Here is a 14,881-nt window from a genome sequence, read left to right on the forward strand (position 1 = left end):
GCGCACCCGAAGCCGCACCCCCATCCACCAGATCCGCCAGACGACGGGCGTGGAAAGACGCCTCCTGCAACAACTGCTCACCCCGCGCCGCCCGCAGATGCGTCACCGGCGCCTCCCCCTGCCGGTCATACCCCGTGTAGGTGATCTTCCGGTTCGGCAACCGCTCCCCGAACAGATCCCGCGCCGCCCGCGCCAGACCGACAGCCACCCCCACCGAGGACGCCGAAGCCACCGGCACCAACGGCGCCCGGTACATCGCCGCGCCCTCCGTGCCGGTGCGTCCCTCCAACACCGCGCCCAACGGGACCACGCGCTCGGAGGGGATGAACAGATCGGTGGCCGAGGTACTCACACTCCCCGTCCCCCGCAGACCGTAGGTGTCCCAGTCATCGGCCACCTGCAAATCCGACATCGGCACCAGCGCCATCACCGGCTGCGGCTCGGCCTCCGCACTCACCACCACCGCGATGATCTCCTGCCACTGCGCATGATGCGCCCCCGTGATGAACCCCCACCGCCCATTCACCACGATCCCGCCATCCACCCGCGTGGCCATCCCCGAGGGGCTCAGCGTCCCGCACACCCGCACATCCGGGGTCGAGAACACCTCCTCCTGCACCTTCTCCGGGAACAACCCCACCATCCACGTCGGAATCCAATACACCTGCGCCGTCCACCCCAACGACCCATCCACCGCCGCCAACTCCGCACCCACCCGCACCAACGTCGAGGTGTCCGCCTCGAAACCCCCGAAGCGGGCCGGGACACGCAGCCTGAAGATCCCCGCCTCCGCCAGCACCTGGATCTGCTCATCGGCCAGCCGGCCATGCCGATCCGACCACCCCACAAACGCACCCGCCGCACGCGCCGCCTCCCCGGCACGCCCGACCAACTCCTCCTGACCCACCACATCCCTGGCCAACATCGCATCCTCCTCGCACGACCCCGACGAACGACGACCGACCGGCGGCGCCCCGCACCGCCACACACGACGGTTCCATCCGCGGGCCGGGCCGGGCATCCTCCCGAATGCGCCGAATCTCCGGTGGCCGAAACCCCCGCATCGGCCAGAGGGCCCCCGAAACCGGGGCGGTCGGCCTACGATGCGAGTGGGTCATGATCCCGGCCCTCCGCCCCCACCCCCACCGATCCAATGCGGCGGCCGGACGGCCCATCCCGCCCCCGACGAGCTCGACCCACCCCGATCCGCTCGCCCGACCGCCCGGCCGCCCACATGATGGAGCGGCGGGCCGAGGAGCCGTCATGCCTGCGCCAACCCCTGTAGAAGGCCACGCCCAAGACCGCGGGACCCGGGAGAGCCCCGTGTTCGTCCTCGCCCCGGCACGCTCGTGCTCGACCTCACTTGTCGCCATGCTCTCCGGACACGACCGGATCTACGGATTCCCGGAACTGCTGCTGTTCGGCGCGACCACCGTCGCGGAACTGCTGGACGAGGCGACGCGCCGTCCGAACCTCCCCAAGAGCCGGGTGGAGGCCCGGCTGAGCGGCCCGCTCCGCGCGGTCGCCGAGATCCATGAAGGCCGCCAGGACGCGCCCGCCGTGGAGCGGGCGCGCGAATGGCTTGAGGAGCGCCGCGACTGGCCCACCCCGCGCCTGTTCGATCACCTGGGCGCGCGCCTGGAACGATGCATCGCGGTCGAGAAGTCGACGGAGACGCTGATGCACCCCGAAGGGCTCCGCCGCTGTTTCGCGGCGTTCCCGGACGCGCGGTACATCCATCTCGTCCGGCATCCGGTGACCACCGCGCGGTCGATGCGCGAGCAGTGGCGTGAGCTGTTCCCGTCCGACGGCGAGAGCGAGCTGCTGGAGCGGGGGGCGTCCGCCTGGTATCGCGGGCATCTGCGGGCGGTGTCCGCGCTCGCGTCGCTTCCCACCGGGCGCTGGATCGGCCTGCGCGCCGAGGACGTGCTCGCCGACCCGGCCTCGCACCTGCCCGGCGTCCTCGACTGGCTCGGGCTCGACGGCGGCGACGTCGCCCTGATGAAGCCCACGCAGGAATGGGTGTTCGCCGGAGCCGGGGACGACGACTCGGCCTACGGCGAGGACCTCGGCTTTCTCCGCTCACCGGAGACGTTCCCGCCGTCCCTGCCCGACGCCCGCCCGCGGGAGGCGTTCACCGGCCTCCCCCAGGCCATGGTCGAGGAGATCGGCAGGCTCGCGAGGCACCTCGGCTACATGTGACGCGCCGTGAGGTCCCGGGCTCCGCTCTCGGCGGGGCCCGGGACTTCGCGCCGGCAGGGGGTCAGGCGGGCTGCGGCGTGCGGGCCGCCTTGACCGCGTCCCGCAGGTGCTGCTCCGCCTCGTCGGACAGGGACGTCCTCAGGATCCGCCCGCCGAGCGGCGCCATCTCGGGGATGACCTTGTCCGGGTTGCGCTTGTCGACCAGGACGAACACCGCCGCCGCTCCGGGCACCAGGTGCTCACCGAGGTCCCGCATGAAGGCGTCGTCCACGCCGATGTCGGACGCGGCGCCGAGCGCGGCCCCGGTCGCGCCGCCGATCGCCATGCCCAGCAGGGGCATGAAGAAGATGAGGCCGATCAGCCCGCCCCAGGCGGCACCGCCGAGCGCCCCTCCGGCGGTCAGGTTCCGGGCCTGGTGGAGCTTGACCTTGCCGTTGTCCTTGCGTTCGACGACGACCAGGTCCGCGAGTTCGATCACGTGCTCCTTCTGGAGCTGGACGAGTTTGTCGCGCGCCCGCTCGGCGGCGGGCAGGTCGTCGTAGGCGACGGCGATCAGGTCACTCATGGATTTCCCCCATTTGACGGTTCACCGCGCGCCTAGGCCCCGGTCGCTCCGGCGGGCGGCGCGGTGAGCGCGTAGATCAGCAGGACGCACAGCGCGATGGTCAGCACCGACCACAGCGGGTACGCCTGCAGGAAGGCGACATGCCCGATCGCGGCGAGCACCGCGAACAGGACCCCGGTCGCGCGGGCCCACAACTTGCCGGTCAGGATGCTCAGGCCCACCACGACCTGGATGGCGCCGAGGATCAGCCAGAACCATCCCCAGGCGGTGAAGTTGAAGACCATTATCTTGTTCTGGGCGACGAGGTAGTAGTCGTCGTTGAACAGCGCCACCAGCCCGTCGATGACGTTGAACGCGCCGACCACCATGGCCAGCGTGCCCGCGAACGTCAGCCAACCGGACGTCCGATGCGGGTGGTGCGCCTGCGTGCGGTCGTGCATGGCCCTGCTGGTCATCGGAACCTCCCCTCGTCCATGGCCACAAGTCCCACGGACTAATGCCCACAAAGCCCCACATGTCCGGAGCCGACCGTGGACAAACCACGATCAATACCCAATTGACCAGGGCTTTTGCGAAAGTTGGCCGCGGTGGACCGGCGTCACTCGGTCGGACCGTAGGTCTCCCAGAGGTTTCCGTACAGGACGCTTCCGACACGGCTCATGGCCTCGATGCCCCGGGGGCCGCTCGTCCGGAAGGCCATCAGATCCCGCACGAAGTCCTCGGCCTCCACGTACAGGATTCCCGCCCCGATGATCTGAGCGTGGTCCTCCCCCTCTGCCGGGTCCAGGCAGATCCGAACCGGCTGTCCCGACGAAAGGTTCGAGGCGCTCCTGAGGATGACCACCGTGCGGTGGGCGGCTTCCCCGTCGACGCCATGGAGGCGGTATTTCAACTGCGGAGAATCTTCGGTGCCGTTCTCGGAATCCAGCGTGAGGGTCCCCTCCACGGCGAACCTCTGGCCGCCGATCTCCACCCGTCCAGTGGCGGGAGCCCGCTGCCCCGGTTCGCCGAGGAAGCGTCTCGTGTCGTCGATGACGGCGCTGAGCCTGACCTTCATCCGTTCGCGTGCGGCCGACCTCTCACCGGCCCTGGGTTCGGTCTTCCCGTAGGTGAAATAGCCCCGCAGTTCCTCGGTGAACGAGAGCGAGGTCGCGTCGGGTCCGGCCGCGGGGAGCACCCGGGCCGGGGACGATTCGGCGATGCGCGTGCTCATGCGGTCGGCGTGGGCGGCGATGGTCAGGGCCGGGTTCGGGCCGACCGCGCCCGGCATCGCGGCGCCGTCGGCGATGTAGAGGCCCGGATATCCGAAGACCTCACCGTAGGCGTCGCAGACGCCCACGCCGGGATGCAGGCCCATGGGCGCGCCGCCCAGCGGGTGAATGGTCAGAATCCGGGGGCGGAACCATGCGGGATTGTCGGCGTACTCGGCGCCGAGGACATTCGCCATACGCTGCATCGTCTGGCGGAGCCGGGTGAAATGGGCCTCGCCGCCTTCCGCCGTCCAGTCGGCGGCGAGCCGCCCGCGCTCCAGCCGCAGCCGGCCGTCGGCGGCGTCGTCCCCCATGCCGACCAGCGGCAGCGCACCGGCGGACAGGGCGCCGTCGCCGATCAGCTCCGACAGCTCCCGGGCGAGGCGAGAAGCCGGCTCGCGCCTGAAGAGGTCGGTGAGATTGCCCACCAGGTACTTCACCGCGCGCTGGAATTCGTTGTCGGCGGGTTGGGCGAGCCAGTCGACGAATCCCGGATAGCCCCCGTCCTCGATATAGGCGCCGGGAACACCGCCGGGGCCGTCCGGGACCCGGATCGCACTGGTGATCACGGGGCCGCGACCGGCGTCGAGCGGTCGTATCCGGCTGTGGTCCCTGGTCCTCTGCAAGAAGGTCAGCAGGTCGCCGTTGCCGCCGAACCGGGTGCCGAGCGCATCGCTCAGGCCCGGGAAGGCGGCTCGGGACTTCAGCAGCAGGAACGTCGTCCCGTATGTGCCCGCGCCGAGCACCAGTCTGTCGCATGACAGCGTCTGGATCCGGGGGCGTTTCCTCCCCGTTTCGACGTGGTGGACGTAATCGACCTCATATCCGCCGCCCGGCCGGGGGCGGATCCCCTTCACCTCGTGGGACGTGCGGAGATCGGCGCCGTGGTGCGCGGCGGCCGAGAGGTAGGTGAAGTCGAGCGTGTTCTTCGAGCCCTCGTTGCAGCCGATGATGCATTCGCCGCACAGTTTGCAGGTCCGGCGGGGGCGGCCGTGCAGATCTGGGAACTCCCGGTTGACGATGGGCAGGCTGAGGCCCGGCGTCGCGCCCGGTTCGCGGGCGAAACTGACCGCCAGCGGTGGGAGCGTGAAGTCGAGGCCGAGTTCGGCGGCGGCGTCCCGCATCGCGTGCGTCTTCGAGGTGAAGTCGAACGGCGCTCGGTCGAACGGGTAGGGCGTCGCCCCCGTCATCCGCTCGACGGCGTCGTAATGCGGGTCGAGGTCGTTCCGCGTCATCGGCCACGACTCGAACCAGCGCTCGTCCTTTCGCAGCATGGCGTTGGCGGATATCAGGGAACCGCCGCCGAGGCCCGCCGCCACGATCGAGTCTCCGCCGTCGAAGGTCCAGATGTCGAACAATCCGTACTGCCGCGCGTCCGGCCGCCAGAACGCCCTGTCCCTTTCATCCGGCGAGCGGGGGAAACCGCCCGGCGGGTAAGGGCGGCCGCGTTCCAGCAGCACCACGGAACGGCCCGCCTCGGCCAGCCGGTACGCGGCGACGGAGCCGCCGAATCCGGAGCCGACGACCACGACGTCCACGTGCTCGACCAGGCTTCGCGGGGCTTTTCGCGGGGCCGCGGTGACACGGGGCCTGGCCAGTTCCGCGTAGTCGCCGCCGAGGCGTCCGAGAAGGTCGGCGGAGAACTCGGCGAACGGTCTGCTGGACGGAGAGAAGGCACGGTCCCCGCCGGGCGCGTCCAGGAGCGCGCCTGTCGCGCGGGGCTGCCCCAGCCGCGCGGTGACGAAGGCGTTGACCTCCTCGATGACCCGGACGGCCTCGGACCGGCGGATCGTGCACTGGAGCACCTCGGCGACGCCCTCGTCGAAGGCGTAGCGGGTCTCGTCGGGGTCCGCGGCGGCCTCGCCGACGATGTGCAGCAGGCCGCTGTCCAGCACCTCGGCGAGGTGGGACGGACGGCTGTCGCGCAGCGTCAACTGCTGGACGAGGCGCATCACCGGCAGCGACAGCGGCACCGTGGACAGGTATCCGGCGAGCCGGTACGCCTGCGGTGACGCGGCCCGGAACGCCGCGACCCGCTGTTCCGGCGCCGCGTCGCGATCGCCCGGGACGACGAGGCCGGGCGGTTCCGCTTCGGCGGGCCGGGCGACGGGACGCGTCCAGGCGACCATGCCGTCGATGCCGCCCGGCGCGTTCGCGGTGATCAGTCTCGCCCAGGGCGCGAGCCATTCCGGTTCGATTTCGAGGACGGGAATGGGAACGCCCCGCCCGTCCGGGACATCGCCCGTGGGTGGGCGACGGCCGCGCCTCTCCACCGTGAGCCGGACGTTCGGCACACCCGCCTCGCACGCGTTGAAACGGGCCGGGGCGAGGTTCAGCCCGGTCCGTTGCCAGAGCCGCTGCGGAAAGGGTTGCAGGAGCGCGACCGGCCCGTGGCGTCCCCAGTCGTCCAGCACCGTGAGGGCTTCGCCGTCGCGCCAGATATCGCCGACGCAGTCGCTCAGCACCAGCGTGAGCCGCCGCCCGGACGGGTCGATGATCTGCTTGGCGCTGCGCGGCGCGGTCCCGGCTCCCGGGCCGGCGTGCAGGCCGAGCCCGCCGCCCGGCTGCCGCCGCAGGTACCACAGCCGTATGTCGTGGAACGCTCCGAGCGTCTCCAGGAGCCGGCGCAGTTCGAGGGCGAGCGGCCGCCACACCTCCATCGACGGCCCGGTGTCGACCACGAGCGACAGGCCGAGCCAGCGCCGCGGCTCCGGGACGAGCACCGGGAGCAGCACCTTCTCGTCGGCGCCCCGGTCGGCGGTGGCGTCCTCGTCCAGCACGAGCGCGTGGGCGGAGGGGAACCGCCGCTTGAGCGGGCGCAGCGCCCGCAGGATGTCGAGGCCCTGGGGCAGCGGCGTGACGGCGGGCGCGCGGGCGGCCACGGCGCGTCCGGTCGCGCGGGCGGCGTCTTCGGGCGCGGGCTCGGGCGGGTGGAGCGCGACGCGGTTCTCGACCGGGCGCGGCCCGGCGGGTTCGCCGAGCGGCGGGCGGGGCGGCGCCGGGGGGCCGGGCTCGGGCGGCTCGGCGGGCGGGTGGGGATCGCGGGCGCGCCGGGCCGCGGGCGCGGCCGGGCCGAACCGCTCGGCCAGCCACAGGGTCTCGGCGATCTCCCGGTCGGTGCCCCGGACGCCGAGCGCCTCCAGCGCGGCCAGGAGATCCTCGATGGACGCCATGGTCAGTCCGTCGCCGTCCGCAGGTGCTCGATGAGCTTCTCGGCGACGTCCTCGATGCAGGTGCCCTGCCTGCGCGCCGCCTCGAAACGGAAGTAGACCGCGTTGAGGAGCTGGTCGGTGGCGAGTTCGCGGCCGTTCTGCTGCCTTTCCACGAAGCGCGCCAGCAGGTCCTCGCCCGTGTTCTCCATCTCCTCCCCGAGTCGGGCGCGGACGATGTTCGCGAGCTGCTCGCGGGTGGGCGGCGAGATCGTCAGCGGGACGCAGCGGCGCAGGAACGCGGGCGGGAACTCGCGCTCGCCGTTGCTGGTCAGCACGATGACCGGGAAGGCGGCGCAGCGCACCCGGCCGCCGCTCACGCTCACCCGGCGGCCCGCGCCGTCGGCGGTGGTGACCTGCACCCGCGGCCGGTCCGGAGCGACGCGGACCAGCTCGGGGACGTCGAACTCGCCCTCCTCGAAGATGGTGAGCAGGTCGTTCGGCAGGTCGATGTCGCTCTTGTCGATCTCGTCGATCAGCAGGACGCGCGGCCGCTCGCGGGGAAGCAGCGCGGTGCCGAGCGGCCCGAGCGTGAGGTAGCGCCCGATGTCGGACTGGGCGGCCTGCTCCCTGAGGTTCACATCGTGGAGCCGTCCGATGGCGTCGTAGGTGTAGAGGCCCTGCTTCAACGACGAACGGCTGGTGATGGGCCACCGCAGGACGGGCCCGAGACCGAGTTCGTGTGCGATCGACAACGCGAGGGTCGATTTCCCCACCCCCGCCTGTCCGGTCACAAGCAGAGGGCGCCGCAGATAAAGGGCCGCGTTCGTCAGGTCGACGGTCGTCTGATTGGGCAGGAAGTGGCGGGCGCGGTCGCGGTCGCCGGGCCGCCATTCGGGCGGCGGGACGGCATCGCCTGGAACCTCTCCCTCGAACCGCCGCCAGGACAGGGCCGGTGGCAGGCGGTCGATGCCGTCGTGCGGGGAGCCGGTCCCCTCGTAGATCCGCCAGTCGTCGTTCAACGGGTCGCTCCTTGGGGGGCGGACAGCGCCGCGCCGTTGGGGTCTGGCCGGGTGGGGTCGTCCCAGAGCACGGTGAGGGCCTTGCCGCAGTGGTCGACGTCGCGCGCCTGCGCCCGCGCCTCCGCGCGCAGTGTCCTGATGAGGCCGGGGAGTTCGATGAAGGAACGGCCGGAGAAGCGGTCCGAGATCGCCTTCTGGAAGGCCGCCACGGCGCATTCGCCGTCCTTCCCGCAGGTCCGGCCGTCCAGCTCGCAGGGGGTGCGGCGCCAGATGGCGGCGGGCAGGCCCGCGTCGAAGGCGGCCTCCAGCACCTCCCTGCGGCGTCCGTCGCCGGGCAGGTAGCCGACCATCAGCATGGCGTGCGGCTCGGAGTTCTGGAATGACGCGTAGAGCTGTTCGAGGCTGTCCCGCGCGCGGCAGTCGGCCCAGCGCAGAACGGGCGGCCTTTCCTGGAGGCTGCGCCACCGGCGGCGGCAGTGCACGAGCGCGTCGTAGGGGCGGTCGCAGGTCCGGACGATGACCGGGAACTGCACGCCGAGCAGCCGGTAGGGCTTGCCGACGTACCATTCGTCGACGGCGTCGTGGCCGTCGCGTCCGCCGAGTAACTCGAACGGCATGACGAACTCGACGACGAGGTCCTCGATGGCGGCGTCGTCGCCGCCCAGCCGCCGCATCACCTCGACCAGCACGGTCGCGAGCCGTTCGCGGACGTCGGTGATCGGCATCGCCGTGTCGTCGCAGTGCTCCAGCACCGCGCACCGCTCGGAGCCGACGCGGTGGCTCCAGATCGCCAGCAGCAGTTTCCGCACGTCGTGCCCGGCCGGGCTGAGGTGGATCTCGATCCGCGCCGCGCGCGGGCCGGGCGGCCGTTCGGCGAACGCCGTCGCCTCGGCGCGCAGGCGCTCCAGCGGGTGCGGCCGCCCCGCCGCCGGGACCGAGTCGGCGACCTCGTCGATGAGGTCCTCCGGGGTGCGCAGCGGCCGTTCGGGCAGCGGCCGCAGACCGTCGAAGACGCGGTCGAACAGCAGGTCGTAGTGCTCCTCGGGCATCGCGGCGAGGACGGCCAGGAGCGACTCGACGCCGATGTTCCGCAACCGCTCGCGCGCGAGGAGCTCGTCGCGGAAGGCCCGCCAGCGGGCGTCCCGCGGCGGCCGGCCAGACGCCCAGATCTCGGGGAACCGCTCCCGGACGGCGCTCATCGGCGTCCCGAGGCCGCCGTAGGGCGAGTCCGGCTCGCGGGCGGTGGTCAGGATGCCGCAGACGGCGCCGGTGGCCGGGTCCAGAATGGGCCCGCCCGACATTCCCGGCGCGAGTTCGCCTTTCGACATGGACAGTTTCGGCTGCCCGAACACGTCATGGGGAGAGTCGTAGTCCACCCAGACGCCGCCGACCTCCATCGCGCCGTAGGTCGGTTTGTAGCCGGTGGCGTACAGCCGCGTGTGGTCGTTGGGCAGGCGGTCATCGAGCCAGGCGTAGGGGTGCCCGTCGGGAAGGCCGTCGCAGGTGATCAGCGCGAGGTCGGGATGGGCCCACAGGTCGCCGTCGCCGCGATATTCCGGGACGGCGCGGACGGTCCCCGAATAGACGCCGCCGTTCCAGTGGAACTCCGCCTGGCGCGCGGCCCACGCGGTCGCGCCGTCCTCCGTGCGCGCGACCACATGGGCGCACGTCAGCACGGCACCGGGAGCCACAAGAAAGCCGCTGCCGCCGCGCAGACCACCGGCGGGGATCAGTACGACGCAGGCGTCCAGCAGTCGGGCGATACCCGTGCGGGCGTCGGTGAGCGCTTTCGCCGCCGCGCCGTCACGCGGGAGCGGACCCGCCCCGATCGGATTTCCCATTCGCGTTCCATTCGAGGCGGACCTTGAGGGTCGCCTTGGTCTCCCCGTCGACGAGCAGGCACATGACCTTCGAGTTCTTGACCGCGATCTCCAGCCCGAACTCGACCTCGGCCACGTCCGGCCGGACGGCCGCGACCGCGCGGTGCACCTCGGCGGCGACGCCGCGCAGGGCCGAGCCGACCGCCGAGAACGACAGGGCCTCCTTGACGCCGATGTTGGCGGGCCCGCCCCGGCCGCCGCCGTCCACCTGTTCGGCGCGGACGAGAACGCTCCCGCCCTCCGGCAACTCCAACTCGACGGTTCTGCTTTCGCCCACGCGCCGTGTCCCCCTTCGCCGTCCGGTGAAAAGCCTGTCCCGGAACCCGGGGGACGGCAAGCGAAAGGCGACGGCCGCACGCCTTCACTCGCCCGTTCGTCCACATCCGGCCGCCCGCTACGCGATGCGGTGGGCGGCGGCCGCGGCCTGGGCCGCCACCCCCGGAATTCCCGACGTGATGAAGGACCCGTCCCCCGCGAGATCGCCGACGATATGCACGCGCGGGTCGGACGCGACGACGCCGCCCGCCGGGTGCCGCGCCGCCATTCCCCCCTCGACCAGGCTGCCGACCAGGGCGGACGCGTCCTGCGGGAGCGCGTGGGGCGGCGGGTTCACGGCGTTGACGACCCGCGCGGCGCTTCTCGCGGTATCGCGGGCGTGCACACGGAATCGCCCGTCGGCGTGCTCGATTCCCGTCACGCCGCGGACGATGTCGAGCTGCCCGGAGTCGAGCAGTTCGAGCAGCCGGACGGCGTTCACCGGCACCATCGGTGACGCGAGCCCGGTGGCGACGCGGAACCCCGCGCGGAGGCGGTCCTTGTCGCGCTCGTTGAGCCGTCGCCACGCGATCGGGCCGACGGAGTGCGCCGTTTCCTGGAGGACGCGGCGTCCGATCTCCGGCGCGTCGATCAGTGCGATCTGGCGCCGCAACCGGTGGACGGGGTCTTCGGACGGAGCCGTTCGGATATCGGCGATGAGTTCGTCGAAATCCTCCCCGGCCTCGGCGAGTTCGGTCCGCAGCAGTTCCACCAGAGCGTCGAGCGTGACGTCGGGGAGCGCTTTCACGTGATCGGCGGTGACGTGGCGCGGACGGTGGTTGAGCGGGCGCTGCCAGACGTAGGGGAGCATTCCCGTCCGCGACACCATGCTGATGCGTCCGGTGTGGCCCCGGGCGGCGAGCGAGACGGCCACGTCCACGGCCGTCAGCCCGCTGCCGATGATCGCGACGTCCGCCTCCGGCGGGATCGTCGTCAGCGTGCGGGCGAGCGGATAGGGGTCTCCGACGAATCCGGGGGCGTCCTTCAGGCCGTAGTGGTCGTGCGGGCGGCCGCCGCCCACGCAGAGGACGACCTGGTCCGCGGTGTGCTCACGTCCGTCGTCGGTGTGGACGGTGAGGGATCGCGCGCGCGTCACGCCGACCACCCGGCGGGAGACGACGCTCACGCGCCAGCCGCATTCGCGCAGCCGGGCCAGCGCCTTCTCGGCGGTCTGCTCCAGGTATTCGCCGTAGAGGGCGCGCGGGACGAGCGGCTTCCCGAACCGCTCGTCCATGTGCGCGGCGCCGCGCGTCCCGAGCCAGGCGCCGTAGTGGTCGCGGTCGCCTGAGCGGATCGACATGATCGCGGGTGGGGCGTTGACCAGCACCGATTCGAGGTCGGGGGCGTAGGGGCGGCCCCGCCACAGGTGGCGGGACGGCTCGAACACCGTGACCGTTCCGGTGCCGGGGGGCCAGGCGGCGAGTGCGTCCAAGAGTGCGGTGGCGGCGGCGCCGCCGCCGATGATGGCGATGTCCATGGCTTGAGCGTCGCCGCGCGCGGGCGCGGCCCCCATCCCCCCGCCGGGGGGACCTTCCGGGAATCTCCCCCTCAATTGGGGGGTTGGCGCGGAGGGGACGAACGCGCAGGCTGGGCGCGTGTGCGGATCGCGGGGAGGGCCCATGGGCGGACGGAGCGCCGGTCTCACGGCGGGGCTCGACCGGGCCGCGAGCGCCGAGGACCTGTTCCGCGGGACGTCGGCGCGGCTGCGCCGGACGGTGCCGTTCGACTCGGCGGTCTGGACGGCCACCGACCCCGAGACCGGGCTGGTCACGGCGCCGATGCTGGTCGAGGGCCTCGGTGGGCGCGACCGGTGCGCGGACTACTGGGAGAGCGAGATCCTGGAGGAGAACGTCGTCCCGTTCCGCGACCTCGCGCGGGCCGCCGTGCCCGCCGCCGGGCTGCGCGCCGCCACCGGCGACCTGCCCGGCCGCAGCGCGCGTTTCCGCCGGCTGCTGGAGGGCCAGGGCGTCCACGACGAGTTGCGCGCCGTGCTCCGCGCCGGCGGGCGCCCCTGGGCGGTGGTCAGCCTGTTCCGTTCGGCGGGCGGCGCCTTCGCGCCGGACGAGGTGGACGTCGTCGCCGGTCTCTCGGGCCCGCTGGCCGCGCGGCTGCGCCGCCTCGCCCGCCCGGCGGGAGCCGAGCCGCTGCCCGACGCGCCCAGCCCGGGACTGGTGCTGTTCGACCCGTCCGGGGAGGCGACGTCGATCAACGCCGAGGCCAGGGAGCATCTCGCGCGCGTCCCGGAAGGCCCTTCCGTGCCGTCGGCGCTCGGCGTGCGGCTGCCGATCTGGGTCATCGGCACCGCGCTCCAGGCGAGGGCGATCGCGCGGGGCCGCGACCGGGGCGGCGCCCGGGTCCGCGTCAGGACCGCCGAGGGGAGCTGGCTCGTCTGCCACGCCTCGGCGCTGACCGGCGTGGACGGGCGGCCCGGCCCGGTCGCGCTGGTCATCGAACCGGCCGCCGCGTCCGACCTGGTGGTGATCGTCGCCGAGGCGTACGAGCTGACCCCGCGCGAGCTGGAGATCACCGGGCATGTCGCGCGCGGGCTGTCCACCGGCGAGATCGCGGAGCGGCTGTTCATCTCGCCGCACACCGTCCGCGACCACCTCAAGACCGTGTTCGAGAAGACCGGCGTGTCGAGCCGGGGGGAGCTGGTCGCGCGCCTCTTCGCCGAGCACTACTGGCCGCGCGCCCACCCCGGGCCCTGAGCCCGGCTCAGGGGAGCCGGGCCCGGTCGAGATACCGCCGCAGCGAGTATTTGGGCTTGTGCTCGGCGCGCAGCCGCGCCATGTGCTGGACGAACCTCTCCTTCTCGGCCTCCCCGCCCTGCTCGGCGAGAAGCTGCGCTTCGGCGAGGAAGCTCGCGGCGCGCGAGTAGGCGTACTTCCCGGTGCGCGCTATCTCCTGGTCGGCCCGCGCCAGCAGGACGGGAACGGCGTCGGCGGGATGGGTCGCCCCGCGTGCCCTGGCCAGCCTGAGGTGAAGGCTTTCATAGAGCTTGATCCCCTGGGACGCTCGCCAGGCCCCATCGACGTCGTCCTCCCAGAGCAGGATCTCGATCAGATCGTCCCGCCCGCTGACGGTCTCTTTCAGGAGGGTCAGCGCCCGTTCCCGCCATCGCGGCCAGTGGTCGCCCGCCGCCTCGGCGAGCGCCTGGTACCTCGCCAGGGTCGGCCCCTGGATGACGGCGGGCCACAGCATCGCGACGGCCCCCCGGCGGTCGCCCGCCCGCAGCAGGCATTCCGCGCCGAGCTCGCGCAGGTCGACACCGTACTCGTACTCCTCAAGGCCGCGCGTGACCCATGCGACGGCCTCGGTGTCCCTGCCCTCCGACGCCAGCGCCCGCACGATGAGCTGGAGGTCCTCATACGACGGCTCGGTCTCCGTCAGGACGGCGATGAGCGCGTCCGCGCCGCCCTCGGCCTCGGCGAGCCGCTCCCGCAACCGCTTGACCGCCTCGGCGGCGTCCGTTCCCTCCGCCTTGGCGGCCTCCCAGGCTTCGGCGACCCGTTCCCGGTAGCGGGCCATTCCCGGTTCGCCGAGCGCCTCGGCATAGTCGGGCAGCGCGTCGGGGAAGAGCTCGCCGCACTCGCCGGCCGCGAGCGCCTGGTCGACCAGGCGGTCGGCGAGGGCGGCGGGGTCGGGGTGGCCGCCCGCGCAGGCCCGCAGATGCAGCCGCCGGACGGACGAGAGCAGGAACTCATCGAGGGCGCAGGCGTCCGGATGGGAGACGATCACGTCGATGGCGTGCTCGGTCAGCTCGACGGCGGTCGGCGCGAAACCGGTGTCGATCAGCTCGGACACCTCCGCGAGGGCCTCGTCCAGGTCGTCCGGGTCCTCCGGGTCGTCGGGGTCGGCGAACGCGGCCTCGATCGCGCCGGTCAGGCGGCGGCGCAGGCGTTCGACGTCCAGGACGTCCGCCACCTCGGCCCCCGCCGCGACCTCCAGCCTGGACCGCAGCAGCGGGGCGGCCGCCGCCGCGCGCATCAGCTCCTCGACCAGCCACGCCGTGTCCCGCGTCGCGAGGAACGCGCGCAACCGGGCGTCACCGGCCCCCGGCTCCGGTTCTGGTTCGGGTTCCGGCGTAGGGGCGGCATCCGGGAGCGGCAGTGGCCCCGCCTCCGCCACCCACGCGAGGGCCACCGCGACGCAGTGTTTGCAGAAAGCGCTTTCGCCTCCCTGCGGGCAGGAGCACTCGGCCGCCATTCGCGAGTGCGCGAGTTCGAGCCGGACGCGATAGGGCCGCGTGCCGTCCACGGTCGCGGTCGCGGAAGTCGCGGTGACCGACAGGTCCTCGACGCGTCCCTGCCCGAGATAGACGCGCCCCCGGTTGAACGCCTCCGAGCCCGCCCGCTCCTGAATGGATCGCTCGGTCACCGTCTGCCGGTCCATGCCGACATCGTGCCGCGATTTCTCGAAACGCGGCGGCGAAGTCGTCGATTCGGGACGGCGCCGTTCGCCGTGTGGGTGCGGGCGCCCGACCGGGGCGCCCTCGACC

General features: G+C 72.6%; 11 protein-coding genes. 2 read left to right on the top strand and 9 right to left on the bottom strand.

The genetic code is table 11. The features are described 5' to 3' along the window. The coding region (locus KLI87_RS00005) for an acyl-CoA dehydrogenase family protein (RefSeq protein WP_214615353.1) at positions 1 to 925 on the bottom strand (925 nt) is incomplete at its 3' end. A gap of 338 nt (positions 926 to 1,263) precedes the next feature. Between KLI87_RS00005 and KLI87_RS00010 the strand changes: the two genes are divergently transcribed. Continuing rightward, complete coding sequence (locus tag KLI87_RS00010; protein ID WP_214615354.1) at positions 1,264 to 2,202, top strand: sulfotransferase; 939 nt, start codon at positions 1,264 to 1,266, stop codon at positions 2,200 to 2,202. Between the two features lie 61 nt (positions 2,203 to 2,263). Here the strand turns inward: KLI87_RS00010 and KLI87_RS00015 are convergent, their stop codons facing one another. The 7 genes from KLI87_RS00015 to KLI87_RS00040 form a co-directional block, all read right to left on the bottom strand. Next, entirely contained in the window at positions 2,264 to 2,767 is a 504-nt protein-coding gene (locus KLI87_RS00015; RefSeq protein WP_156217521.1) for a DUF1269 domain-containing protein, read from the bottom strand. Positions 2,768 to 2,799: 32 nt separating this feature from the next. Beyond that, positions 2,800 to 3,222 carry a hypothetical protein gene (locus tag KLI87_RS00020; RefSeq protein WP_156217520.1) on the bottom strand — a complete coding sequence of 141 codons (423 nt, stop codon included), beginning with the start codon at positions 3,220 to 3,222 and terminating at the stop codon, positions 2,800 to 2,802. Between the two features lie 143 nt (positions 3,223 to 3,365). After that, positions 3,366 to 7,190, bottom strand: a complete 3,825-nt coding sequence (locus KLI87_RS00025) for an SAV_2336 N-terminal domain-related protein (RefSeq protein ID WP_250903438.1) — start codon at positions 7,188 to 7,190, stop codon at positions 3,366 to 3,368. Between the two features lie 2 nt (positions 7,191 to 7,192). Beyond that, positions 7,193 to 8,188, bottom strand: a complete 996-nt coding sequence (locus KLI87_RS00030; RefSeq protein WP_250903439.1) for a MoxR family ATPase — start codon at positions 8,186 to 8,188, stop codon at positions 7,193 to 7,195. Then, entirely contained in the window at positions 8,185 to 10,029 is a 1,845-nt protein-coding gene (locus tag KLI87_RS39595; RefSeq protein ID WP_250903440.1) for a trypsin-like peptidase domain-containing protein, read from the bottom strand. Before KLI87_RS39595 ends, KLI87_RS00030 begins: the two co-directional genes overlap by 4 nt. Continuing rightward, a complete protein-coding gene (locus tag KLI87_RS00035; RefSeq protein WP_214615356.1) occupies positions 9,992 to 10,345 on the bottom strand; it encodes a CU044_2847 family protein in 354 nt (117 codons plus the stop codon). The genes KLI87_RS39595 and KLI87_RS00035 overlap by 38 nt, the downstream gene beginning before the upstream one ends. A 117-nt stretch (positions 10,346 to 10,462) precedes the next feature. Next, on the bottom strand, positions 10,463 to 11,860 hold the full coding sequence (locus tag KLI87_RS00040) for an FAD/NAD(P)-binding protein (RefSeq protein ID WP_214615357.1): 1,398 nt from the start codon (positions 11,858 to 11,860) through the stop codon (positions 10,463 to 10,465). A 142-nt stretch (positions 11,861 to 12,002) separates the two neighbouring features. Between KLI87_RS00040 and KLI87_RS00045 the strand changes: the two genes are divergently transcribed. Further along, complete coding sequence (locus KLI87_RS00045; protein WP_214615358.1) at positions 12,003 to 13,091, top strand: helix-turn-helix transcriptional regulator; 1,089 nt, start codon at positions 12,003 to 12,005, stop codon at positions 13,089 to 13,091. A gap of 7 nt (positions 13,092 to 13,098) precedes the next feature. On the opposite strand, the gene KLI87_RS00050 is transcribed toward KLI87_RS00045, so the two are convergent. Continuing rightward, on the bottom strand, positions 13,099 to 14,775 hold the full coding sequence (locus tag KLI87_RS00050; protein WP_214615359.1) for an SWIM zinc finger domain-containing protein: 1,677 nt from the start codon (positions 14,773 to 14,775) through the stop codon (positions 13,099 to 13,101). Positions 14,776 to 14,881: the final 106 nt, after the last annotated feature.

It is taken from the genome of Actinomadura sp. NEAU-AAG7, from assembly GCF_018603865.1.
Classification (GTDB): domain Bacteria; phylum Actinomycetota; class Actinomycetes; order Streptosporangiales; family Streptosporangiaceae; genus Spirillospora; species Spirillospora litoris.

What these genes read in the sequence shown, in the direction of transcription:
- KLI87_RS00010 (WP_214615354.1), top strand. Translation starts at nt 1,264, where the DNA reads ATGCCTGCGCCAACCCCTGTAGAAGGCCACGCCCAAGACCGCGGGACC.
- KLI87_RS00015 (WP_156217521.1), bottom strand. Translation starts at nt 2,767, where the DNA reads ATGAGTGACCTGATCGCCGTCGCCTACGACGACCTGCCCGCCGCCGAG.
- KLI87_RS00020 (WP_156217520.1), bottom strand. Translation starts at nt 3,222, where the DNA reads ATGACCAGCAGGGCCATGCACGACCGCACGCAGGCGCACCACCCGCAT.
- KLI87_RS00025 (WP_250903438.1), bottom strand. Translation starts at nt 7,190, where the DNA reads ATGGCGTCCATCGAGGATCTCCTGGCCGCGCTGGAGGCGCTCGGCGTC.
- KLI87_RS39595 (WP_250903440.1), bottom strand. Translation starts at nt 10,029, where the DNA reads ATGGGAAATCCGATCGGGGCGGGTCCGCTCCCGCGTGACGGCGCGGCG.
- KLI87_RS00040 (WP_214615357.1), bottom strand. Translation starts at nt 11,860, where the DNA reads ATGGACATCGCCATCATCGGCGGCGGCGCCGCCGCCACCGCACTCTTG.
- KLI87_RS00045 (WP_214615358.1), top strand. Translation starts at nt 12,003, where the DNA reads ATGGGCGGACGGAGCGCCGGTCTCACGGCGGGGCTCGACCGGGCCGCG.
- KLI87_RS00050 (WP_214615359.1), bottom strand. Translation starts at nt 14,775, where the DNA reads ATGGACCGGCAGACGGTGACCGAGCGATCCATTCAGGAGCGGGCGGGC.